The organism is Echinicola arenosa, assembly GCF_014841125.1.
GTDB lineage: Bacteria > Bacteroidota > Bacteroidia > Cytophagales > Cyclobacteriaceae > Echinicola > Echinicola arenosa.
This window is the reverse complement of sequence record NZ_JACYTQ010000005.1, coordinates 142,302-166,394: the sequence shown is the minus strand read 5'-3', so window position 1 is coordinate 166,394 and position 24,093 is coordinate 142,302. Positions and strand designations below refer to the sequence as shown.

14 protein-coding genes and 1 other RNA gene are annotated in these 24,093 nt (G+C 40.2%); 1 reads left to right on the top strand and 14 read right to left on the bottom strand.

The window, feature by feature from the left end:
- Positions 1-732: 732 nt before the first annotated feature.
- Both IFO69_RS14825 and IFO69_RS14820 read right to left on the bottom strand, forming a co-directional pair.
- A complete protein-coding gene (locus IFO69_RS14825; RefSeq protein WP_192010909.1) occupies positions 733-930 on the bottom strand; it encodes a hypothetical protein in 198 nt (65 codons plus the stop codon).
- A 398-nt stretch (positions 931-1,328) separates the two neighbouring features.
- Complete coding sequence (locus tag IFO69_RS14820; RefSeq protein WP_192010908.1) at positions 1,329-2,738, bottom strand: RNA-binding domain-containing protein; 1,410 nt, start codon at positions 2,736-2,738, stop codon at positions 1,329-1,331.
- Positions 2,739-2,915: 177 nt separating this feature from the next.
- On the opposite strand from IFO69_RS14820, the gene IFO69_RS14815 reads away from it, so the two are divergent.
- Positions 2,916-5,945, top strand: a complete 3,030-nt coding sequence (locus IFO69_RS14815) for a TOTE conflict system archaeo-eukaryotic primase domain-containing protein (protein WP_192010907.1) — start codon at positions 2,916-2,918, stop codon at positions 5,943-5,945.
- A gap of 285 nt (positions 5,946-6,230) precedes the next feature.
- On the opposite strand, the gene ssrA is transcribed toward IFO69_RS14815, so the two are convergent.
- The 12 genes from ssrA to IFO69_RS14755 all read right to left on the bottom strand — a co-directional run bounded on the left by ssrA (position 6,231) and on the right by IFO69_RS14755 (position 23,967).
- Positions 6,231-6,640: a transfer-messenger RNA gene (ssrA, locus tag IFO69_RS14810) on the bottom strand.
- A 125-nt stretch (positions 6,641-6,765) separates the two neighbouring features.
- Positions 6,766-7,443 (bottom strand): energy transducer TonB, encoded by a 678-nt coding sequence (locus tag IFO69_RS14805; protein WP_192010906.1) that lies wholly within the window; start codon positions 7,441-7,443, stop codon positions 6,766-6,768.
- 662 nt (positions 7,444-8,105) lie between these two features.
- The gene (locus tag IFO69_RS14800; protein WP_192010905.1) at positions 8,106-8,780 is read right to left on the bottom strand and encodes an energy transducer TonB; all 675 of its coding nucleotides are present in this window, start codon (positions 8,778-8,780) and stop codon (positions 8,106-8,108) included.
- Between the two features lie 73 nt (positions 8,781-8,853).
- A complete protein-coding gene (locus tag IFO69_RS14795; protein WP_317173471.1) occupies positions 8,854-9,246 on the bottom strand; it encodes a VanZ family protein in 393 nt (130 codons plus the stop codon).
- Positions 9,239-9,616: a glycine cleavage system protein GcvH gene (gene gcvH, locus IFO69_RS14790; protein WP_192010904.1), complete on the bottom strand. Its 378-nt coding sequence runs from the start codon at positions 9,614-9,616 to the stop codon at positions 9,239-9,241. The genes IFO69_RS14795 and gcvH overlap by 8 nt, the downstream gene beginning before the upstream one ends.
- A 58-nt stretch (positions 9,617-9,674) precedes the next feature.
- Complete coding sequence (gene sov / locus IFO69_RS14785) at positions 9,675-16,808, bottom strand: T9SS outer membrane translocon Sov/SprA (RefSeq protein ID WP_225444157.1); 7,134 nt, start codon at positions 16,806-16,808, stop codon at positions 9,675-9,677.
- A gap of 12 nt (positions 16,809-16,820) precedes the next feature.
- On the bottom strand, positions 16,821-17,420 hold the full coding sequence (ruvA, locus tag IFO69_RS14780) for a Holliday junction branch migration protein RuvA (RefSeq protein ID WP_192010903.1): 600 nt from the start codon (positions 17,418-17,420) through the stop codon (positions 16,821-16,823).
- Positions 17,417-19,690: an NADP-dependent malic enzyme gene (locus tag IFO69_RS14775; RefSeq protein WP_192010902.1), complete on the bottom strand. Its 2,274-nt coding sequence runs from the start codon at positions 19,688-19,690 to the stop codon at positions 17,417-17,419. Before IFO69_RS14775 ends, ruvA begins: the two co-directional genes overlap by 4 nt.
- A 24-nt stretch (positions 19,691-19,714) precedes the next feature.
- Complete coding sequence (locus IFO69_RS14770; protein ID WP_192010901.1) at positions 19,715-20,812, bottom strand: DUF4837 family protein; 1,098 nt, start codon at positions 20,810-20,812, stop codon at positions 19,715-19,717.
- 94 nt (positions 20,813-20,906) lie between these two features.
- On the bottom strand, positions 20,907-22,304 hold the full coding sequence (locus tag IFO69_RS14765; protein ID WP_192010900.1) for a lytic transglycosylase domain-containing protein: 1,398 nt from the start codon (positions 22,302-22,304) through the stop codon (positions 20,907-20,909).
- A gap of 14 nt (positions 22,305-22,318) precedes the next feature.
- A complete protein-coding gene (gatA, locus tag IFO69_RS14760; RefSeq protein WP_192010899.1) occupies positions 22,319-23,749 on the bottom strand; it encodes an Asp-tRNA(Asn)/Glu-tRNA(Gln) amidotransferase subunit GatA in 1,431 nt (476 codons plus the stop codon).
- Positions 23,750-23,763: 14 nt separating this feature from the next.
- Positions 23,764-23,967 carry a Sec-independent protein translocase subunit TatA/TatB gene (locus tag IFO69_RS14755; RefSeq protein WP_192010898.1) on the bottom strand — a complete coding sequence of 68 codons (204 nt, stop codon included), beginning with the start codon at positions 23,965-23,967 and terminating at the stop codon, positions 23,764-23,766.
- Positions 23,968-24,093 lie beyond the last annotated feature (126 nt).

Genomic DNA, 24,093 nt, shown 5'->3' with positions numbered 1-24,093 from the left:
ATTGGAGAAAATTGAAAATGAGAGCAATAAGCTAAAAAAAGCTAGGCAGCAATTGTTGAATGATAAGATTGATATTGATGATTTTAAGGAAGGGAAATAGAACCTGATTCAATAGATCGATTGGAGCTTCAGTTAGTGAGTGTTCGTGAAAAGCAGAAAAGAAACATCAGTGAGATGATGAAAAGCTATTTAAGGGTAATCCAATTTAGGTGATTTATATGCGAAATCGGATCTATAAGACAAGTAGAGAATGCTGAATTCGACTTTTAGTGAAAAATTGGTGTTTTAATAAAATAATTATCGAACCCCAAAAATCAATAAAATGATTGGTCTTATTTGTTTGATTGGCATTGGTATGTATGTTAAAAAGAACGGCACAAAATTTCAAAATGAGGATTTGTGCCGTCAGGTGGAGCTGATAAGAGCAAATTCGAACCATTTAGTGTAGGATTTTAGGCTTTTGGCGGATATATGAAATCAGAAAGTGTGATCAAAGTTAGGAGAGTCATCTAAGTGCATAATAAATGGCTCTTCCTTTACCCTTTTTTTAATGAGGTTTTGGCCAACCATTTCAGTGAGAATTTTGTAAGTTTTGATGTTTTTCAATCCTAATAAGTTATCATCCTCTCTCCTTGGGATTTTTCTTTTTTCAAATAAGAATAATAGGATAGTTTGCTTTTCTTTTTCTAAGCGTTCGTAAACGTTAGCGAATGGTATTAGCCTCAGTTTTTATCACTCATACCTATTATTTATCTTTCTGAGTTCGTGTATGATTTGGTCCTGACGATCGATGACCTCATTAATTCGTAACATCCAAGCACCAATTAATCTCAAAACAATAACGGCAATAATGAGAATAGCCAAAACCAATGCAGCACCTAAAGCACCAGAAAATGATGATTGTAAAAGAATGGAAAATTGAGTTGCCATAGTTTTAGGGTTTAATGTTATAAAAGTTGAAAAATTACTTAAAAAGTGCAAGATATCTGTATGGTACTGTACTAGTTAAGAGAGGAAGGAAGTGAAAAAGAGTAAGGCGATCTTTTCGTCTTACTCTTTTGGTGTGGAGCTGATAAGAGAAAACTCGAACCACTTAGTGGAGGATTTAAGGCTTTTGACGGGTATTTGAGATCAGAAAGAGAATACTCAAAGCCAGTGTCAAGTCAAACCTAAACCTACGGGTAATCCGGTGAGTCTTTTTGCCTATCTCTGTGTTACAAAAATACTTCCTTGGCTACGGCGAAGAGCGTTTTTTTGTGCCTTGATCTAGTCCAAAATCCCCTATCGCCTTACCCGTCATTTAAGCGTTGACTTGACACTAAGGCGATTCAACTAAGCATATAATAAGTGGCTCTTCCTTTTCCCTGTTTTTTGATAAGATTTTGCCCCACCATTTCAGTGAGGATTTCGTAGGTTTTTGTGTTTTTTAAGTCCAATAGGATTGTAGCCTCTTTCCTTGAGATTTTTCCTTTTTCAAGTAAGTATAAAAGGATGGTTCGTTTTTCTTTATCTAATCGTTCGTAATCGTTCGTAATCGTTCGTAATCGTTCGTAATTCTGTCTTATTGATTGGTCTTGCTCAATACTTTCCTTTGAGGATACGGTTATCTGTGGTCGAATAAATTCAATGTCAAAATAGTCATTCTTCTCTTGGATTATTGGGGACTGAAGCCCATAGTTTTTACAAGCATTGATGATCCTGTTGATGCCACTTCCCCATTGCTCGATCAAACCTAGCTCTTTAAATACATTTGCCAGTACTCTGTTGCGAACTTCACTACGACCATTAAAAATATCATCCATGGTTATATTATTAGGCAAGCTACCGGGCGATACAATATTCACAATATCATCATAAATCCCCACTTTGATATCCCTGCCTTGGTTGACATAGTCCCGATGAACAATTGCATTGACCAAAGCTTCCCTTAAGGCGACCACGGGAATTTCATATTTTTCATCCCTGTATAGCCCTTTTATTTCGGCTTGGAGGTTGATATGGTTCAATACAAAATTTTGGGTGTTTTCAAGAGCGGTAAAAATATCCCCACTATATTCCTTTTTATCAATAAAAGTCTCCATGGTAGTCCCTTTAAAGCGGGCACACTTTATGGTACAATGTGGAAATTTCCCTAGAATAACCATTAAGGCATTTGAGGGATATATTTTGTCATTGGAGGTTTTTATCAGTTTTAGGTTTTCTAGTTTCTCATTATTTAAAGGTTTGCCAGTATGTTTGAATTTATCAAGTAGAGGGGACAAGTCAAGTTTATTGAGTTCAAGATCGTAATATACTTCCTCATCATAGCTTATATGATGCTTTTGGCGTTCAAGCTCTGCAATTGTAGCAGGATCTGCAAGACGGTTGGTAGCACCAATTCTAATATAGCATCCTTCTTCTTGCCCTTTGTTTTTTAGGTAATACGGTTTTTGGTTTCCACGTACGACTTCAATAACCAAGACAAGTTTGTGTTCTATATTTACACTGTAGATATCGGGAATAATCCCAGGGAAACAACTGTCAGAAATAATCGATGCAATCTTATCCTGTATTTCAAATAACATGGTGTCATCAATGCCAACGATGCTTAATTGATCATTCACTCCAATGATCAGTTTGCCGCCACTTGTGTTTGAGAAAGCCACTATTGTTTTAGCGATACTTTCATTTTTTGGAAGGCTTTCTTTTAATTCGAGCGTTTTACTCTCTCCTTGTTGAATTTGATCTGTTAAGGGCATTGTTCTATTGTGATAGTTGTGCAGGACTTTTTGAATGGATATAGATAGACAAATTAACCAAAAGCTTAAAGAATAATAAAGCAATCTTGATTTCTTAACTTACCATCTCACTTGAAATCTATATGATGTAAGATTTTTGAAGTGATTGGCAAACTGAAAAGGTTATCAAAGAAGTTTATGGGGAATGTTGAAATCACTTATTCAGAATCAGATAAACTGGTAATATTCAATGGGCTCTTTAAAGGTAGGTCAGATGTTTTCGCCGTTCGTTGGGATAAGGGAGCCAAGGGCGGATATATGCCCGCATACCATTATGATCCTTATATGTATCGGCGACATAAACTTAATGGGGGAACATTCAAAACCTATAAGAACAAAACATATATCCCGTTAACAGACATTGAAATGCTGAAACACCTTAAGGGGGAACAACAAATCGGTATTTACCCACTTTTACAGGACAATACTTCATGGTTTATTGCTGCTGATTTTGATGGGGAAAATTGGGAAGAGGAGTGCAGAAAAGTAATGGAGCAGTGTAAATCCAAAAGCATTCCTGCATATCTTGAAAGATCAAGATCCGGAAATGGTGGACATGTTTGGATATTTTTCGATAACCCTTATTCTGCGAGAAAAAGCAGAAGGATACTTATCCATCTGCTAAAGGAATCCCGATCGATGTCTGAATTTGACAAGTTTTCCAGTTTTGACCGGCTGTTTCCAAATCAGGATTATCTATCAGGGAAAGGGCTTGGGAATTTAATTGCGCTTCCCCTAAATCAAGCCGTTTTGGAAAAAGGAAATGGTAGTTTCCTGAATGATGATATGGAACCATATCAGGACCAGTGGACTTTCCTGAAATCCATCAAAAAGATTTCAGTGGACGGATTAGATGCCTTATATGACGAATTAACATTGGTCGACTATGGTTCAAGCCCCTCCGATTTCACTACTTCAGGGAAGTTGGTTATCAAACTGAATAACAATATTCAACTCAATAAGTCTGCAATTACACCAGAGCTAACTGATTTTTTAAAGGAAGAACTGAATTTTTCCAATTCAGTCTATTTCGTAAAGAAGAAGGTTGGACGAAGCACCCATGGTACACCATCTCATTTCCGGTTGATTGATGAAATTGAAAATGAGGTTGTCATCCCCAGGGGTATTATGGGTAAGTTGGTGAGGTTTTGTACAGCCCAAAACATTCCGTTTGAATTTAAAGATGAAAGAAAACTACAACCGAAAATCTCCTTTAACACCACTTTTAAATTAAGGGAACATCAGGAGAAAGCAGTCTCTGCAGTGGAAAAGAAGCAGTTTGGGATTATTGTAGCCCCTCCGGGCACAGGAAAGACAATAATAGGGTTACAGATAATAGCCAATAAGAAACAGCCGACTCTCATTATCGTCCATCGGAAACAACTTATGGAACAATGGCTGGAAAGGATCCAGTCTTTTATGGGATTGAGGAAGGCTGAGATAGGAAGAATTGGACAAGGGCGTGCTAAAATCGGTGAAAAAATAAGCGTTGCAATGTTCCAAAGCCTAGGCAAGTTTTTGGACAAACCTGAATCAAGTGAATATTATGACACATTCGGTACGGTCATAATTGATGAATGCCACCACATATCAGCAGAGAGTTTTCGGAATACCTTGTCCAGGCTCTCTACTTTTTACCTGTATGGATTGACGGCGACACCATTTAGAAAGGGAAATGATGGGAGGCTCATTTTTATTTATTTGGGAAATGTAATTGCCAGTATTGATACCAAGGAAATCAAGAACTATCGGCCGGCGACGGTGAAAGTAAGGAAAACCGCCTTGCAAATACCGTTTAATCCAAAAACTGATAGCTTTGAGACACTTTCAAAGATTTTAGTAAATGATTCAGCCAGAAATCAGCTCATCATCAAAGATGTTATCAAAGAGGTGAATAAAGGGGGAAGTGTAGTGGTTATTGCAGAAAGAAGAGAGCATATCGCTTCGTTAAACCACTATTTGAAAGGGGTTTTTGAAGTAATCACTTTGAGTGGGGAAGATAATGAACGTAGCCGCAAGGAGAAATGGGGCCAGATATCCAGAGGAGATTTCCAGGTCTTGATTACTACCGGACAGTTGATGGGGGAAGGTGTGGATTTGCAAAACATTTCAAGGCTGTTTTTGGTCTATCCTTTTTCTTTCAAGGGCAAACTTATCCAATACATAGGGAGAGTACAGCGCTCCGAACTGGCTCCTGTGATATATGATTATCGGGATTATTTGGTTGATTATCTTGACCGTTTGTTTTTGAAGAGGAATACCTATTATAGAAAACTCAAGAAAGAAGCCGACTTGTTTATGGATCTAAGCGAACCTGGAGAAATGAATTCTGTCACCATCGACAAGACGGTTAAAATTGCATTGAATAAACTGGATTTCAGGTATGGCAGCATTGCCTTTAATTATTCTGTGCAAGAACTCAATACAGAAATTGAATTTGAACTTGAAAATGAATACATCCGTCCCGAGTTGGAAGTATTAAAACCATACTTCTCCAAGTCACTAAAAATGAAGTATGCCAATGTGGAGATTTTTGCTGAATTTGAAAATGGAATGTTAGTGGCCCAAAAAGCTGAATCCGAGGACTTGGGAAAGATTAATCAAGATACAGTTGAGAGTGTCAGGTTTCAGTTTGCCATCGATGAAATTAAAAATGATCCAAATTATCAAAATGACAATAGGGCTACTTCTAATCTTGAAGATTTAAGAAAATCCAATCAATTTCCCGGCTCTCGTTTGACCGAAGAGCAACTGATCAATAACCTAATTGGAGACGAAAAGTACAGGCATTTCAGACAATTGAGGTACTTGGCATCAAAACACGAAGGTTCCTTGTTAAAAATAAGGTTTATATTAAAACCTTTCTCGTTCGTATTTCTACTAAAAGGAAATAAATTTTACCATATCATTTTAGAGACCTTGGATACGGAAGAGGCTACCTATATATGGCACACGGAAATCATGGTCAATGGAGGAGGAATTTCCCAATCCCTGCTTGGAAAAAGACTGGATGAGGTAGAATCGGACCTTCAGTTTATAAAAGATAAGGGAAGACAAGCCTTTATAAAAAGCTCCCCGGAAAGTTTCAGTAGGTTAAACCATGATTATTCGTATCCAAGAAAGGGATATATCCTTTGGAAGGGGCAATTGGAAGAACGGATGGTTTAGTTTTTTCTTTTGATATAAATGTCCATCGATGTGGAAAAAAAATATTTAAAAAGTGAAATTCACATGTGGTTCGACTCTCTTCAGGTTAGCTGAAGAGAGTCGAACTTTTAAAAAAAATAGTTAGTTTTTTGAATGATATTGTTAGTAAATTGTTTTTGGTATAAATTGGCAGAGGCTCGTGAAATTATAAGGATGTAAACGTTATACTATATTAAAATAGAGTTTTATTTATATGTTTTTGTTTTTTAAATAAAAAACGAGGCGAAAATTTGCCTCGTTTCTATGGTGTGGAGCTGCAGGGATTCGAACCCTGGTCCAGATAGGGAAACATTGTACCGTCTACATGTTTAGTCACCTGTTGGGTTTTCGTCCCAGGGCTGCTGGGTGACACAGCTACCTTTGGGCTTAGCTATTTAAATTTCGCACTGGATTAATAGCATCTCTAGCGCTAGACCTGACAAGTCGACACCCCAGAATCAGCTCTGTCAAGTCAGAGAGCTGCGGGATGTGGCCGGGGAATCCGCCTCGGCGGACTCAACCCTTTAAGCAGTATCAATCCCTAATGGGTTTGATTAGGCAGCCATGGCGTAATTAGATTCGCCAATTATAGTTCGCATGAATTATTCACGGGCGTACATGCTCCACCCGACATGCTGGCCCAATCTTCACACCTACTGTCAAAACCGGTCAGCCCCATATCTTAAAGATGACAAATGTAATACAAAATTCGTTCCCAATAAAGGAAATTTTAGTTGTGAGCCTTGTAGATAGGAAAAGGGGATAGTTATTCTTGGCTATCCCCTAAAATGAATACTGAAAATTAATTTAATTTAAATCGGATGGGCAATCTCATTTTGACCCTCACGGGCCGGCCTCCTTGTCTTCCTGGTTTCCAATTTGGAGCATTGCCGACCACCCGGACGGCCTCCTCACTGCATCCACCATCTACACCACGTAATATACTCACGTCTTGAATAGTGCCGTCAGTATTTACTACAAATGCCACAAACACGGTGCCTTGAATCCCCATTCTCCTGGCCTGTGAGGGATACTTGAGGTTTTTGTTCAGGTATTTGGCCCAACCTTCCATACCACCCGGTGGCTCGGGCATATGTTCTGCAAAGTCTTTGATCTCATCCGCCTCTTCCTTTATTGGAGGTGTATTAACAATGAAATCCTCAACGGCTACTTCTTCTGGATATTCATCTAGGAATACAACTTCGATTTTATCGATGATTTCCTCCTCGTTAGGTACTTCCTCTATTTCAGGTTGTTCCACTTTGACAGGAGGTGGAGGAAGTTGCTGAACAGTGATGGGGATGTCAAGGATTTTATCAAACTCATCGCCTGATGGGTCTAATTCTGATATTATCGTTGATTCATAAGTTTTGAACTCGAACGCGGCCAGTGCCAGCCCCATACTTATTAACAGACCAATATTGAGGAACAATCCATACTTATTAGTCAAGTCCGCTTCTGGATTTTTTTTTGCTTCCATAAATCATGTGGGTTTATAGTATTTAATCATGTAAAATTCTTTTACCAAACCTCAGGTCTCTATGCTGATGTACATTCGAACAGGGCTTGTACCTGCAATTTTTTCCGGAAAATTGGCTACAGTTATTTTTGCTCAATATTATTCTACTAATATAGAAATATTTAGTTATAAAACTAATTAAATAGTTTAATAATATATTTTAAATCAAGAGGTGAAAAGTGCTGCGAATTGAGATAAAGGGGAGGAGTTGAATGGAGTGGGAATGGTTAATTGCTTTTGCCTTACTCAGGTTGATGCTTCTATTTGAGAGCTTTATTTTGCTAGCTGGTTTCGTGTGATTTTTCTAGTGTCTTTTTTGAGATTAAATCATATTTATTGAAAGGGGTAGGTTAATCAATTGCAAGCTTTATTGATTGACTACCTTAAAAATACTTTTGAACTTCATTTTTGTATTGGATTGATAAAACATCTTTGTTTGTCTGTTGTCAAATAAAATTGAGTGATTGTTAAGTAAGTATATCGCAATGGAAATATTCATATCCCTCTCAACTTTTAGGACTGATCCTTCTTACTTCTATGAGAGACTTAATTTAAAAAGTAGACAAAAAAAACAGGCTGTCAATTTTGACAGCCTGTTTTATATTTTATCAGTTTACTAATGATTAGCTCAGTTTGAACCTGATCGGTAATCTCATTTTTACCCTAACTGGTCTACCTCTTTGTTTTCCAGGTTCCCATGCTGGGGCATTTCTAACTACTCTCATGGCTTCTTCATCACATCCACCACCGATACCTCTAAGGATATCAACGTCTTGGATAGAGCCATCAGTATTAACTACAAAGACTACGTATACAGTACCTTCGATCCCCATTCTTCTTGCTTGAGTTGGGTACTTCAAGTTTTTGCTCAAGTACTTGTTCCAACCTTCCATTCCACCTGGAGGGGTAGGCATGGTTTCCACCACGTCAAAGATTTCGTCGGCTTTTTCAACAACAGGGGCATCCGCAATCACAACTTCCTTGATCACTGTTTCTTCCTGCACATCAACGTCGAAGTTTACCTCGATTTTTTCTTCAATCTCCACTTCATCAGGGATTTCCTCGATGATTGGCTGCTCTACTGGTGGAGGCGGTGGAGGTGGCTGTTCCGTAATCGGAATGTCCAATAGTTCCTCGAAATCGTCTTCCACTGTTCCCAAGTCCATCAGTGCTCCTGATTCGTATGACTTGTATTCGAAAGCAAACAGCGTAAGACCAACGCTGATCAATAGACCCAGATTCAGGAACATCCCTGACTTCTTGGTCAAATCAGCTTTTGGTGTCTTTTTAGCTTCCATAATTAATACTCATATAAAGGTTAATAATTTTTGCTCTAATTTAGCGATAACAATTCTAACCATTTATTTTTATTTATACAAGCTTACTTTTCTTCCTGTACAAAATATAAAAACAAACGGTACCCACGAAGCTTCCACTGAGATTCGCTACTATGTCCAACAAGTCAAAGGCCCTATTTGGAACCATTTGTTGGATCACTTCTACTAAGATAGCAAAAATAATTCCAAAAACTAAATAATTAGTGATAAATATTTGTTTCGTGAACTTTTTATCTCTGCTATTTAAAGCCCTGTTCCACAGGAGCAAGAGCCCTGCGAATAAGCTGAAGTGGGCGACCTTATCCAATCCTGGGATTTTAGCCGCACTTGGCAGTTTATCTCCAGGTGATAAAATCAATGCCAACAGTAAAACCAACCATAAAATGGCAGGCAGGTATCTTTCGCTAAATTTTTTGCCTTTATTCACCTACTAGTTCAGCGTATTCTTCAGCCGAAAGTAAATCGGAAGGCAATTCCTTTTCAAACTTCACTTTGATCATCCATCCATCTTCATATGGAGACTCATTGACCAATTCAGGAGAACCTTCTAGTTCTTCATTGAATTCGGTAATTTCACCTTCTAAAGGCATAAAAAGGTCAGATACGGTTTTTACTGCCTCTACTGTACCGAACACTTCTCCGGTCCCGATAGTTTCACCAACAGTTTCTACTTCGACATAAACAATGTCACCCAATTCTCTCTGGGCAAATTCCGTAACACCAATAGTGGCAATGTCTCCTTCGATTTTTACCCACTCGTGGTCTTTAGTGTACTTTAATTCTTTTGGGAAGTTCATATTCTCATTTTAGGATTAATCAAAGCCAAAAATACAAGGTTTCACCAAATCAAAAAACCTATTGACCTAAATTAAATCGTAATTGTCCACCAAAGGATGTGGAACTTCTTCTATATGCAGTAGTGATTCTTGGATCATTGACCGTTCGGTCAAAGTAAAGGGTGACTTTGAGGTTTTGATTGATGATATAGCCCACTGTTGGCCTTATCTGGAGGTTGAGGTTACCATTGGTGACTGTGCTGCCCTCTTCGATCTTTCGCTGAAGGGTTTGGGTGTCAACAATGCTGGTGCTTACCCTAATTTCAAGGTCATTGTCCAGGACTTCTTGGCGGCCTTGAACTTTGAAAGGTATTTTAACTCCTGACTTGGTATAGCCTAAATCAAATCGGAAATCTTTACTTTTTTGTTCTGTAACTTGGGCATTCGAAAAGTTCAGCCCAATATTCCTCTCAGTATTATATTCAAAGGATATGTTCATCCTGGTTTTGGTCAATAAGTCTATACCTATTAGCGGAGCAAAACGCTCGGAAAGTACCACTTGGTTAAAGATAAACACAGGAATATAACTTCCAAATTCATCAGTGATGCTTGCCTGAGGATAGTTTTGAAGGCTATTGTATAATTCCAAACCATTTTGATAAAGCAAAGAGTTGGAGAAGTTGCTTACATCATAGGTCGAGGTGTAATTATGGGTTAGGTTTATAGAACTGAACTGCTCTTGGAAAACAGGTAGCCTGGAAAGACCTCTATATTCCACTCTCCAATTGGGAAGCGGGAATTTAGGGAAAGGGTTTAGGTTGACTTCTTCCGCAGATTTACCGGTATAGGCAGCCAAGAAGGCAGGAACCAGAACATCCTGGCCATTGAGGTTGTACTCTCCACCTGGGTTAGTGGTTTCAAGCCTTGATTTTATGATAGAACGATAATCTTCAAAATTGCTAAATAGGGGAGAGTTATTATCATTATCATCCTTCGCAAAGGCTGTTTTGATCATATTGTAGGTGATGTTATAGGCCCCCATTCTATTGGGGTTTATGGAGAGGTAATCATCACTGGTGTCACTTTCCCTTCGGAAGATTTCACTATAATCCCCTGTTTCTCTTTTTCTTAAATTTAGAGTGATGCGGAAATCTCTTGCAGGTTCCAAAATACCATTGATTTGGAGGTATTTAACTTGGTTTTGACGGAAGGTTTGGGTCAGTTCAGCACTAGGGGCCATGACGCCTTGTCCTGCTAGATCATAACGTATATCACTATCTTGACTACCAAATATGAAGCCAAGGCCTGGGTTCATAAAGCTTCTATCCAAACCAAAAAGCCCTGTGTTTTCCATATAACCTGGCAAGAAAGTCCCCTCGGTAATGCTGTAGCTTCCGCTAACTTCTTTCAGCATCATTGCAAACTTTAGGAAACCATTCCAAAGTCCATCTGTTTTGATTGTATCCTGAGGGTTGCTCCTTTGTCCAGGAATGGTCGGTCTTTTTGGGGTATTGAGGGTTTTGAGTTTGGTGACCTTGTTGTAAAGTTGAACCATATCCAGCTTACCGTTCAAGGAACGGTCTCGCGTGTTTTGGATCACATTACCTAATGTATCCTTTTGCCCAATGGATCCAGTGAGCCAGCTGTATGTCGCCTCATACCTGAAGTCAGCACTAATCCAATCCAAGAATGGTATTTTATCCAGTGGGATCTTGTAATTGGCAATAAGGGAATGATTATAGTTAGTTGTTCTTCCAAATTTTCTAAGATTATTTTTGACAGAATCCTGCTTGGCTTCGGTATCCAGGTCTCCCTCTGGTTCATCAATAATGGCATTGACATTGGCGCGATAGTCAATGCTTAGGTTTTTGGTTAAATCCCAATTGACGGAATAAAAACGGTTCAGATAAAAACTTTTTTGGAATAGTGGATCCACACCATCAGTAGTCAATTGGTCATTTCGATACTGGGTTCTCAAGAACCTCCTATCAACGTCCAAACGTGCAGTGATTAGGCTAGGAGCAAGGTTTAAATTGAAATCCCTGAAAAGTTGCAAATTGGGACTTTGTAGGAAATTCCAATTTTTGAATGGTTCTACCGGAATAGGTTTGGGCTCATAGCTGTAGGTAATATTTCCTTTGTAAGTTTCGAAAGTGTAGTCTTCGGTATTGATATTACTTTGTTTTACTAATCCATAAGCATAAGAGAAAGAGAAGTTGGAAAGGTCGTAAATATGGTTCTTATTACTTTCATCTTTTTTTAATTTACGCACATTGGAGAAACTGATGTTTCTTCTTTTCACTTGGTCCAGAACCAGCTTTTTATAAGCTTCTCTTTCGGTATCTGTACGGAATTTACTCAATGCCAATTCAAACGGTACATCAGGGTTGAGTGGATCAAATTGTGGCTTGGTGGTTGCGTTTTCCATACTGACGTACATAGGTATACTGACACGCAAAGCGTCTGGAAGTAGTCTATCTACTTGTACATTGGCAGAAACATCATATTGAGTTGTTGATTCTCTGGTTCTTTCGGAAAGTCTAGTTTCCAAGCCTCCAAAGCCAAAGGTATTGTGGCGGATAGTGGATGAAACGGTGGCTACGTCAGCAATTTGAGCATTCAGTCTGGCATTGGCTGCCCAACCGGAAGATTTGTTGAAATCCACCACTCTTAATTCATTGGCCCAAACACAAATGGACTTGCTGGCTGATCCGGTAGAGGAAGGGTTACGGATACCGATCATCAGGCCTTGTACATAATTCAATTCTGGCCTCCCCACTACAGTGACATTATACTGACGCACTTGGACGGTATAGGGGAGGTTTTGGGGAGATTGACTGTTGTCTCTTTCTATTTTGACGCCTACAATTTCTTCAATGGCTATGTCAATTTCATTTTGAATAGGCCATATTTGTTGAGGATCCCTGGTTCCACTCGGAGTAATGGAAAGGGGAACCTCGATTTCATAATAATTATCCGTATAGTCCGTTCCAAGCCTTAGGAAAGCGGTCAACTCTCCGTCTTCAGCATCTTCACTGTCCGCATGGAAAAACATTTTCAGCCTGCCATATTGAACCAAATCTAGGTTGACATTCTTAAAAACAGCTCTTGCATCACGGCTTTGGAGATTCTCCACACAAAGTCTTAAAGATTGCTCGTTCAATTGTCTTTCCACAGTAGAGGTATTGTCCCTGTCCCTGATGATTCCAGGAGGCAAGACATAAGGGCTTTGGGTTGCACTTCCCTGACTGTTTTCTTCGATGTTCACCACACCTACTGTAAGGTTGGATACATCTGGTTCAGGAACTTCGAACAAACCTCGCTCGTAAAGTGACTCTTGAAAGGTTCTCCATTGACTGCCTACCATTTGGAATTTGGCCATTCGCAAGACCACCGGCTGTTCAAAATCTGTCAAATAAGTCCTGATAAACCTCAAGGATTTAAACCCGGTGATATCCCCTTGGGTATTGTCTGGTTGTCTCACTGGAATCCTAAAAAGGTACCAGTTGACCTCCTCACCATTTTCCACATGAGTCACCTTGTCCACAATATTGTTTTGGCCAACTTCCAATGTATTTGGACGAAGATCTACCTCGTATTCGTAGTAATTCTCGGTTTCGTTGATGGTGTTGTCATTATTGAGGTCTTCATTGTCGGGTTTGTTTGACCCGGAAGGAGTGTAGGGTAGATTGGAGTTTTCTGTTATTGGAGTGTTGTTCTCCAAGCCATTGAAGTACTTGTATCGTTCAAGAATTTTTACGTTTTGTTGATCCAATTGATCCCCAAGGTAATATTGGAATTTATCCGCTGACGGGTCAGCTGTAATTTCTTGAAGAACATTCGGGTCAACATTCAGTCGGTTAAGAAAGCGGTCGGCAAAATAAACGGCTTCTTCTTCACTACTTAGGCCATCCAGCCCTACATCTTGGTTGGGGCGAGCCTCTGGAGAGTTGTCAAATCCAGGAGTAAGGTACTGCTTATTGGTAACGCGACCCCATTCGTTTTCTGTGGTTTCTGCAGTATTTCCATCAGCAGGAAGTCCGTTTTCAAAAGCATGACGACTATCCTTCATGACATCTTCAGAGATTTCACCAAGGTTGATCATCAGTTTTCCCCCTGTAGTATTGTTCTCATTGAATACCCCATCTAGGACACGGCCATTGTCTCCGGGCAAAAATGGATCCATCAGCCAGAATTCTATGTATTCTATGTTCGTTCTGTCGAAGTCCACATCAGCGGTAATGGCTCTAGTGATCCCTCCATAGTTATCTTCAGGGGATTGTAAAAGACCTCTTCTGTCCAGAGTAGGGTTGTAATTATACATCCCACGCTCGTGGGGAAAATAGGCCAGCTCAAACAATGGTTCTGGGGTAACAATTACATCTCGATCACGCTGAGGGAATATTTCTTGGGGAACGACCCGTCTAACATAGTGGTTTCTACGGTCTTCTTCTGTGATATTTTCTGGAACCCCTTGTCCTCCTTGACGGTAAAAGACATTGTCAATATTGTACCAAGCCAATCTAGCCCTTCTATAGGCATTGCCAAGCCGATCTTCTGTTGACATGGTCATGTCAAAACGGTTGTCGTCTGTCCTTGGCGTAGCGGACAGCTTCCAATTTTGCGGAGAGCCTCCAAGGCTAAATGGTGTTACAGCGGTTTCGAAATCATCGATATAAGAAGCCCCTTCTCCATTGACTTCATTGGATGTGCCAGGAATTAAGTGAGCAAATTCACCATTGAAAGTGATCAGGGATTTTTCCTTGGTATCCGTAAAGGGTAACGCATCTGCCAGTTTGGTTAACCACCTGGATTCATCACTGTAGTTCAGGTCCAATCCCCAGAGGCTGTTTTTGAGGGTTTCGCTCCCCGTGCTGATTCTCGTGATATTCGGTCTCTCATTCAAATAGAGGAAAGTACCACCCAGTGTCAGGTTTTCACTGAAAAGGTAATCAAAGCGGGTGCCCAAGAGGCTTCTGGTTTGGAAAGATACTAAATCAGCTTTTTCAAAGCTGATGGAAATTCTTTTTCCCGAAGCTAAAATACCTTCATTGATGATGACAACTCGACCAATATTGTAATCGACAGTATAATCCACTCCTTCCGTCAATGGAATGTTTCCGGCAGAAACAATGACTGAACCTTCTGAAATATTAAGGCCTGGCAACATAATTTCTGATGAAGAGCCTGCTGTCAAACTCCCTTTGAGGTAATATTTGTTCAGACGGGTAACCAGCTCAGCATCAGCCTTGGTAGTTCGGTAGAGCGTATCATATACAAATTTGTTCTTTAGGCTCTCTTCATTGGGTAAGAAGTAACTTTCCAGTGTCTGTCCAAAAGGCTCTAGCTTAGGGAATATCAACATCCCTTTTTCTGGAAGAATAGTCAAGCCCGAAACAAAATCAAAATTGCCGTCAGGTTGAGGGTCGTTTTGGGGGTTAAGGTTATCCAATCCCATCAAACGAATCAGAGGGACATCTTTGACCTGTTCACCTTCCAAAAGGCTGGGGTTGTCCAAGCCAGTTCGATCATCTCTGTAAATTACTTGGAGCTGGAATCCTTCTTTTTGGATTTGATTGGCATTGAAATTATAGATGTTTTTCATCATCAAATCCCAAGTCGGTACACGGGTGTTGATTCGTGCAGGCCTTAGGAGCTTGAGGAAAAGTACATCAGATTCAGGGCGGTTCTGGTAATCTTCTGACATTTCACCAACCTTATAAGATTGGCCATTGTACGTGTACTCGAAGGAAATAGCAACCACTTCATCATTTTGGAGCTTTCTGTTCAGGCTCAAATAACCCAATTCCCTATGAAAAGTATATTCGTTCTCAGCGAGCTTTCTGGCACCATTTACCTGCTCAAAATCAGTGCCTTTAACCAAATTTAAACTTTGCTCAATGGCAGTAGAAGCATTGTCATAAGGCCTAAAGGAAGGGTTGGAGGTAAGGTTACCAAATAGGTTGTTGGAGCCATTGGCTGCAGGGCTTCCGGGAGTGCCGCTTCCAATATTAGGGTTGCCCGGTCTGTAAATTCTTTGTCCCTCACCAAGGTCCATAAAGGCTACAAAATTCCTTAGGGTCTCGGTATTGTTTGTCCTGTTCATGATGTAAACTTCCACCCGGGTCACATTGACACCGGAAAGGATTTGGGGCAGGCCCCTCAACCATCTTTCATAGTTTTCCCTGAAAAAGTGGGCTAGAAAGAAGTGCCTATTGTCATCATATTCGGAGGCCCTGATCTCAAAAGGCCTTCCTTGTCCACCGCCTTCTATGACAATTTCATCTCTCCGTCCTCTTTGAGTGGAGGCTACAGCGGTCATAAACAGCTTTCCAAATTGCAGTTGGGTCTTCACTCCGAATAGATTTTGGGCTCCCTGGATCAAGCTGTTCTGGACGGGCATACTGACATTGCCAATTTCAATGCTTTTGACAATATCTTCTTCAAAGCCTTTGTATTCTACTTTTAGTTGATTCTCAAAATCAAAGGAATTATTGGAGTCAAAGTTGGCGTTGATCTGCATTTTTTGCCCCAGGTTCCCATTGACACTCATTTGTATTTGCTGATCGAAATTAAACCCACCATTCCTTTGTTGGCGAATGGGAATAGAGGGGTTATCAATTCTTCTAAAGATTCCTCCAAAGTCCAGATTGACATAACCTGTGGGGATGATATTGATTTCACTGCCTCCAAAAAGCCTGTCAAAGGTTGGACTCATAGTTATGGGCGGGATAAGCCCTCTTCCACTTACCGCACTTTCACCATACATACCCCTTGACCGATTTCTCCAATATTCTTGGCGCATTCTTAGCTCTTGAATTTTGGAAAAATCCTCAAAGTTGTATAGGTAGCCAGGGTTGGACGAGGTAGAATCCAATTGGTCATACACCCGGTACTGCACAGCTGTATCCAGTTCAATTTCTACTTGCTGCTGTTTTGGTCCATCATAGTAAAATGGAGAATAACGCTGCTGAAGGGGAGATTGTATTGGGTAAAGTGGGCTGGTTTTGAAATTGTCCCAGAGCAAAAAAGAAGGCAAAGTTCTTCTTTTTTCTAGGGAGTCTATTTTGGAAGGAATAGAATCCTGTCCAACACCTTGAGCCAATGCCTCGCTAACACCAGACAAAAAACAAGCGGCCAGCAACAAGGTGATTGCTGCATAAAAAGAATTGAGGTTACTGCTTGGAAAAAAATATGGTCTCGTTATAGGCAAACTAGCTATAAATTAAGTTGACCTTAAAGATGCTTTAATTAATTCTTCCAAGGAAATTTCAACACCGCTTTTTTTCAAAATTGCATCGATATTTTTCTCTGCTGCAGCCTTAGTAAAACCAAGAGTAATCAAAGCCTGTAATGCTTCCTCTTTAATTTGTTTGTTTTGGTGAAGGAAACCGCTCGTTGTAGGAATTCCGTCGGACATACCTTCTTTTTTGATTTTATCTTTAAGTTCCAAAACAATCCTTTGGGCAGTCTTTAAGCCAACACCTTTTACTCTTTGGATTGTTTTGTGATCATCTCCAATAATAGCATTTTGTAATTCCTGAACACTTAGAGAAGAGAGGATCATTAGCCCCGTATTTGGACCTACACCACTGATGGAAATGAGCAGCAGAAAGAGTCTTTTTTCCAGTTCTTCTTTAAAGCCAAAAAGTGTATGGGCATCCTCCTTGATATGCAAATGAGTGAGGAGCATGACCTGCTCCTCATCTTTTATTTGCGAAAATGTATTTAAGGATATTTTGACATGGTAACCGATGCCGTTGATATCAATGACCACATAAGTGGGGTCTTTGATGACCAATTTTCCTTTTAAGTAATCTATCATTGTTTTTCGTGACTTTGTGCATCTACCACTGCAATGGCTACCATATTAATTATTTCCCTGATGGAACTACCTAGCTGCAATATATGGACAGGCTTGTTCATACCCAATAGGATAGGACCAATGGCTTCTGCATTGCCTATTTCAGCCACTAGCTTGTAGGCAATGTTACCAGAACTTAGGTTAGGGAAAATCAAAGTATTGGCTTTTTTGTTGGCCAATGCGCTGAAGGGATAATTTTCTTTTTGGATCTCCTCATTCAAGGCCACATTACCCTGCATTTCGCCCTCTATGACAAGCCCTGGGAATTTAACCTTAGCTTTGGCAGTAGCTTCAGCAGTTTTGGTAGGAGTATCTCCTTTGGCAGATCCAAAGTTTGAGTAGGAGAGTACAGCGACCCTAGGTTCTAAGTCAAAGAATCGAACAGCGTCTGCTGTTAAACCAATGATTTCAACCATCTGGTCTGCCGTAGGGTTGACATTTACAGTGGTGTCAGCAAAGAAATAAGGTCCCTTGTCTGAATTCATAATATACATCCCGGCGACACGGTCTACATTTTCCTTTACACCGATCACGTGAAGGGCGGGAAGGATGGTTTTAGGATAGTCTTTGGTCAGGCCGGAGATCAATGCATCTGCTTCTCCCAACTCCACCATCATGGCACCGAAGTAAGTACGGTCACGCATTTGCTTTTGGGCTTCATATGGTGTCATGCCCTTACGCTTTCTCTTTTCGTAAAGGATTTTCCCATAGCGCTCTAACCTTTCTGGATCCTCATAAGGGTCGATAATGGATACATTACCCAAATCCAAGGAATTGTCCTCTATCAATTGCAAAATGGTTTCCCTATTACCCAAGAGGATTGGTTCTCCAATTTTTTCGTCTTGGATAAGCTGAGCGGCTTTAAGTATTTTTCTATTATCGGCTTCTGCAAAGACCACTCGCTTAGGGTTTTTCTTGGCCCTGGAAATCACCCTTGACATCAATCTTTGATCAATGCCAATTCTTTCTTGAAGCTCAAGTTCGTAAGCATCCCAGTCTGTTATGGTTTTTTGGGCCACCCCAGTGGCTATAGCTGCTTTTGCCACAGCAGGGGCAATGGTGGTAATTAACCTAGGATCGAGCGGTTTAGGTATGAGGTAATTCCTGCCAAAACCCAGTTGGTCATCACCATACGCTTTGTTGACAATATCAGGGACTGGTTCTTTTGCCAGTTTGGCAATGGCATGAGCAGTGGCCAGTTTCATTTCTTCATTGATGGCAGTTGCTCTTACGTCCAAAGCACCTCGAAAAATATAGGGGAAGCCAAGAACATTATTTACTTGGTTGGGGTAATCAGACCTGCCAGTTGCCATGATCAAGTCTTCTCTTGTGGCGGTGGCTAAATCATAGGCAATTTCAGGGTTTGGATTGGCCAAGGCAAAAACAATTGGATTGTCTGCCATCAAAAGGATCTGCTCTGGAGAAACCACATTTCCTGCAGAGAGTCCAAGGAAAACATCCGCTCCTTTCATGGCATCTGAAAGGTTGGTCAGGTCTGTTCCTTCGTAAGCGAATTCCCTTCTGATATCATCCAGATTTTCCCTGTCTGTACGAATAATCCCGTCGATATCGAGCATAACGAGATTTTCCTTCTTTACGCCGAGAGATAGGTAAAAGCGGGTACAGGAAACTGCAGCAGCACCGGCTCCGTTGACAACCAATTTGATTTCTTCTATTTTTTTACCTACAATTTCCAGGGCATTTAAAAGTGCTGCCCCTGAAATAATGGCAGTGCCATGCTGGTCATCATGCATGACAGGGATTTTCATGTCCTCTTTTAAGGCTTGCTCTATCTCAAAACATTCAGGTGCTTTGATGTCCTCTAAGTTGATACCGCCAAATGTTGGCTCTAAAGACCTGATGGTCTGGATTAGCTTTTGGGGATCTTTCTCGTCTATCTCAATGTCAAACACATCAATTCCGGCAAATTTCTTAAATAAAACCCCTTTACCTTCCATCACCGGTTTTCCTGCTTCGGGTCCTATATCACCTAGGCCGAGTACTGCAGTTCCATTGGAGATTACGCCCACCAAGTTTCCCTTGGCGGTGTATTTGTAAACATGCTCTTTATGGGCAGCGATTTCCAGACAAGGCTCAGCCACACCTGGTGAGTAAGCCAAAGCAAGATCGAGTTGACTGGATAAGGGTTTTGTTGGAACGACTTCGATTTTTCCGGGACTGCCTTGGGAATGGTAGCCTAGTGCATCCTCTTTTCTGATTTTAATCGCCATTGTAAAGCTATTATTTGGATTTTATTAATCCTGCTTCCCCGGGAATTTTGTTGCCATTAGAATAGCTTCAATTTCACGAAGGGCAGATTTATGGGTTTCGTTGGGATAATACAAGAAGCCCTCCATAAAGTATAGTTTTCCTACCGTTTCGTCCACCACGATATAAGAGATAAATGAACCTCCCATGCTGACATTATTGGTTTTCCATTGACCACGCATTTCTATGGCATAATGGCCATCAATGTTGATGTTTCTAAAGGATGGAGGGATCTGTGTTTCTGTTTTTAAATAAGATTGTGGTTTCGCTGGATCACCGAAAATTCTTGTTTTGAGGATCTCGTCTCTTAACTTGATGATATTTTCAGGGAATACTTGTTCTTCTGAGGTATAGTTTGTTTGATAAAAGAAAAGGCTGATGTCTGCTCTTTGTGTATTGGGAGTTGGCTGTCTTGCCCACATAAAGTTATCGTCTTCTTCTTTTACAAACTGGTAAGATGCGGGGATGGTCAAATCCAAACCGAAAATTTCCTTTCCTTTAGATTCCAATGCACCATTGGTTCTACTAAAAATCGCTTGCTCCAAGCGTTTTCTTTCTCTGACCTCAAAGAGATTTTGCAGCTTGTTTTTATTCTTTTCGAGATTGTTGATCAATTCCTGCTCGTTATTTCCGAAAAGATAAATTACTTCTTGACCAACTGCAAACTCATCTTCATTTCTCAACATATACAGAGAAGGATCATCTTGTGCTTTCTCTCTTGACTGCTGACTGAAAAGTGCGTTGATCTGTCTACTTCCTGGTTTTTTATCGTCAAAAGTAGTTACATAAATGATGTTGTAGGCCATTTTCAATATTCTGGTCATGGTCCTGGGATCAACCCTCCTGATGTCGAAAAGGGACTCTTCTCTTACGAGGCCTTTTATATCTTCTTCAAATATACCTTCCAAAACATCCCCAACAGGACCTTGGTATTTTAGCGAATCTATAACCAAAAGAATTTCTCCTCGGCCACCTCGGGCTTTGGGTTTGCTGGAGTTGGAGTCACTTTTCATGCTATCGCAACTTGTCATAAATCCTGCAGCAAGGATAAAAAAGGCCAGTAATATGAGGTTTCTATTAGACATTTCTAAAATGGAGTTTGATGAATACTGATTACAATTTAGAAAAAATTGTCATGGACCTAAAGAAAATCAATTAAATTTTTAGTTGATCGTTGAGTTAGCCTATAATCAGTTTCTGGCCCGGTTTAATGTTGTTGTTGTTGAGCTTATTGAGCCTTTTGATTTGTTCTATGCTCACACCGTCAAGCTTTTTGGCAATTAACCATAAGGAATCTCCTGGTTGCACGATGTAAGTTTTTGGGTTTTCTTTAACAAATGTAGCGTCTTGTTTGGTGGTATTATCTGCTGCGATATTTCTTTCAAATGCTCCTGAATTTTGGTAAATGGTAAGGTGTTGACCTACCTTAATGGTGTTAGAGTAGAGACCATTCCAGGTTTTGATTTCAGAAACAGTGATTCCGTACCTATTGGCTATTTTTCCTAAGGCATCGCCTCTTTGAACCTTGTATATCAGTTTTTCAGGTTCTTGTTTCTTTTCGGGCTCCTCTTCTATTTGTTGGGCTATAAGTCTTTCATGCTGGATACTGATGGTATCCAAAATCCAATGTTTATTAGCTGCTAAGTATTCAGCTTGGGCTTTAGGGACTTTTAGAGCGAAACTCTTGGAGGAGTGAGGTATCTTGTTTCTAAGGATAGATGGATTCAAAAACTCCAAATCCTCCAAACAAACACCACTGATTTCAGCCAATCTATTGAGGTCAACTTCTTGGTCAAAGTTCACTGATTCATGGGCCACCGGGAAAGTACCGTCTTCCAAGATCAAATTATGCTCGTCTGCATACTTGAAAACATACATTATGGCTTGGAATTGCGGGATATAACCTCTGGTTTCACGAGGTAAGCGATTGTATATCCCCCAGAAAGTTTTTTTTCCTCCAGATCGCCTAATGGCTTTTCTGACATTACCAGGGCCACAGTTATACGCTGCCAATGCCAATTCCCAATCTCCAAACATTCTATGAAGGGATTTTAGGTATTTACACGCTGCTTCTGTCGCCAGTTCCGGATCCATTCTGTCATCAATATCTCTGGTGACATGCAGGTCATAAACCCGACCCGTTGCGGGCATAAACTGCCAAAGTCCCATGGCGCCTACATAAGATTTAGCCTTTGGGTTAAGCCCTGACTCGATAATGGCCAGGTACTTGATCTCATCAGGCATACCATGCTTTTTCAATGCTTTTTCGAAAAGGGGAAAGTAGATTTCCTTTCTTGCCAAGGTCATCTTAGAATATTCTCTATTTCGAACCGTAAAGTAATTGATAAAAGCAAAAATGGTTTCATTCAGCTGGAAAGGCATGCCGGTTTCCATGTTTTTTACCCTGTCGTTTACCTCATCATAAGTAAAGTCAGGGATATATTCATAATTATAAATCGGCTCGAAAACCTCTTCTTCCGCACTAATGAAACCATTTTGATCCTGACCAAAAGTAACGGTTACCACAACACAGTTTATCATCATAGATAAGAGTGCAAATAATCTCCTGTTTCTCATGGTCAAATATAATTTTATTGTTCTTTGATCTTAGTAAGGTAATCTGCAAAAGCAAATAACTCTGCTTCTTTAAATGAATTGGTGATCACTTGTAGCCCAATAGGCAAACCCTGGTTATCTTTTCCATTTGGAATAGAGATGGCAGGCACACCTGATACTGAAGCTTGTACGGTAAATAAATCTTCCAAGTACATGGCTACAGGATCGTCACTATGTTCTCCGAACTTAAACGCCGTAGAAGGCGTAGTTGGCATAACAATATAATCAAATTTATCCAACAAATCTTCAGTGAACTCTTTGATTAACCTTCTGACCTTTTGTGCTTTAGTGAAATAGGCGTCGTAATAACTGGCACTCAAAACGAAAGTGCCCAACATGATCCTTCTTTTCACTTCCTCTCCAAAACCTTCCGAACGGGTAAGCTTGTACATGCTTTCCAAATTGTGGGCGTTGGGTGTTCTATACCCATATTTTACGCCGTCAAATCGGGAAAGGTTTGAACTGGCTTCAGCGGTGGTCAAGATATAATAGGTGGGAAGTACATACTCCAATAGTGGGAAGTCTACTTCTTCCACTTGGTGTCCTTCTTCCTTTAATTTATTCAGCACATCAAGGGTATGTTCCTTGATCTCTGATTGTAACGCTTCAGACTCAATGGTCTCTTTTAAGTAGGCTATTTTGGCAGGCTTCTTAAAATCAAGTAGTTGGCTGTACTGGGGGACCTCTTTACGTGAAACTGTACTGTCATTGTCGTCTTGCCCAGCAATTACCTCCATTACCAAGGCATTGTCTTTGACATTCCTGGAGAAAACTCCAATGGTGTCAAATGAAGAGGCATATGCGATAAGTCCAAACCTAGACACCCTTGAATAAGTAGGTTTTGTTCCTACTAATCCGGTAAAAGCTGCAGGTTGACGAACAGATCCTCCTGTGTCAGTACCTAGAGAAGTGGTACAAAGATTGGCCTGTACAGCTACAGCAGAACCACCGGAAGAACCTCCGGGAACTCTCTCCTCATCTAAGGCATTGAGCACCTTTCCGTGAACTGTATTTTCATTGGAAGAGCCCATGCCAAATTCGTCGCAGTTTAAGCGTCCAATAATGATCGCATCCTCATCGATCAGTTTTTGAACAGCTGTTGCGGTAAATTGGGATTGGAATCCTTCTAGGATTTTACTGGAGGCATTGACTTCATGGTCAGCATAGCAAAGCACATCTTTGATACCCATAACCATACCAGCCAATTTTCCAGCAGTTCCTGCTTGGATTTTTTGGTCCACTTTTTCGGCTTGTTCCAAAGCGGATTGCTCATAAACTTCAACGAAGGCGTTGAGATGCGCCTTCGTTTGAATGTTTTTGAGATAATAATTTACGATCGCCTTACAGTCAGTTTCCTTATTTTCAAGCGATTGTTTTATTTCGTCGAATGAATGGAATTTTTCCAATTGTCAGTTACTTTTTAACTTTTCTTTTTATTGTCTTTTAGACCTTCCTCAATATCATCCTGAATCTCTTTGGTAGCATCTTTGAATTCTTTGATGCCTCTACCCAATCCTCTAGCCAATTCAGGGATTCTTTTAGCTCCGAAAAGAAGAATGATGACAAGGATGATAACAACCAAGGAACCACCTCCTATATTCTGAATGAAACCCAATGTAGTCATGATAAGCGTATTTAAGTTTTAAATCGGTACAAAGATATAACTGTGTCTTACTAACGCAAAGGAATAGTGTACAGTTCTCTATATTTTCGTAATCTTTTTTGTAAAGATACTCATATTAAAGGACAA

Coding starts and splice junctions, on each gene's coding strand:
- gcvH (WP_192010904.1), bottom strand. CDS start 9,616: ATGAACTTCCCAAAAGAATTAAAGTACACTAAAGACCACGAGTGGGTA.
- IFO69_RS14825 (WP_192010909.1), bottom strand. CDS start 930: ATGGCAACTCAATTTTCCATTCTTTTACAATCATCATTTTCTGGTGCT.
- IFO69_RS14800 (WP_192010905.1), bottom strand. CDS start 8,780: ATGGAAGCTAAAAAGACACCAAAAGCTGATTTGACCAAGAAGTCAGGG.
- IFO69_RS14770 (WP_192010901.1), bottom strand. CDS start 20,812: ATGTCTAATAGAAACCTCATATTACTGGCCTTTTTTATCCTTGCTGCA.
- IFO69_RS14755 (WP_192010898.1), bottom strand. CDS start 23,967: ATGACTACATTGGGTTTCATTCAGAATATAGGAGGTGGTTCCTTGGTT.
- ruvA (WP_192010903.1), bottom strand. CDS start 17,420: ATGATAGATTACTTAAAAGGAAAATTGGTCATCAAAGACCCCACTTAT.
- IFO69_RS14815 (WP_192010907.1), top strand. CDS start 2,916: ATGGGGAATGTTGAAATCACTTATTCAGAATCAGATAAACTGGTAATA.
- IFO69_RS14805 (WP_192010906.1), bottom strand. CDS start 7,443: ATGGAAGCAAAAAAAAATCCAGAAGCGGACTTGACTAATAAGTATGGA.
- IFO69_RS14775 (WP_192010902.1), bottom strand. CDS start 19,690: ATGGCGATTAAAATCAGAAAAGAGGATGCACTAGGCTACCATTCCCAA.
- IFO69_RS14820 (WP_192010908.1), bottom strand. CDS start 2,738: ATGCCCTTAACAGATCAAATTCAACAAGGAGAGAGTAAAACGCTCGAA.
- IFO69_RS14765 (WP_192010900.1), bottom strand. CDS start 22,304: ATGAGAAACAGGAGATTATTTGCACTCTTATCTATGATGATAAACTGT.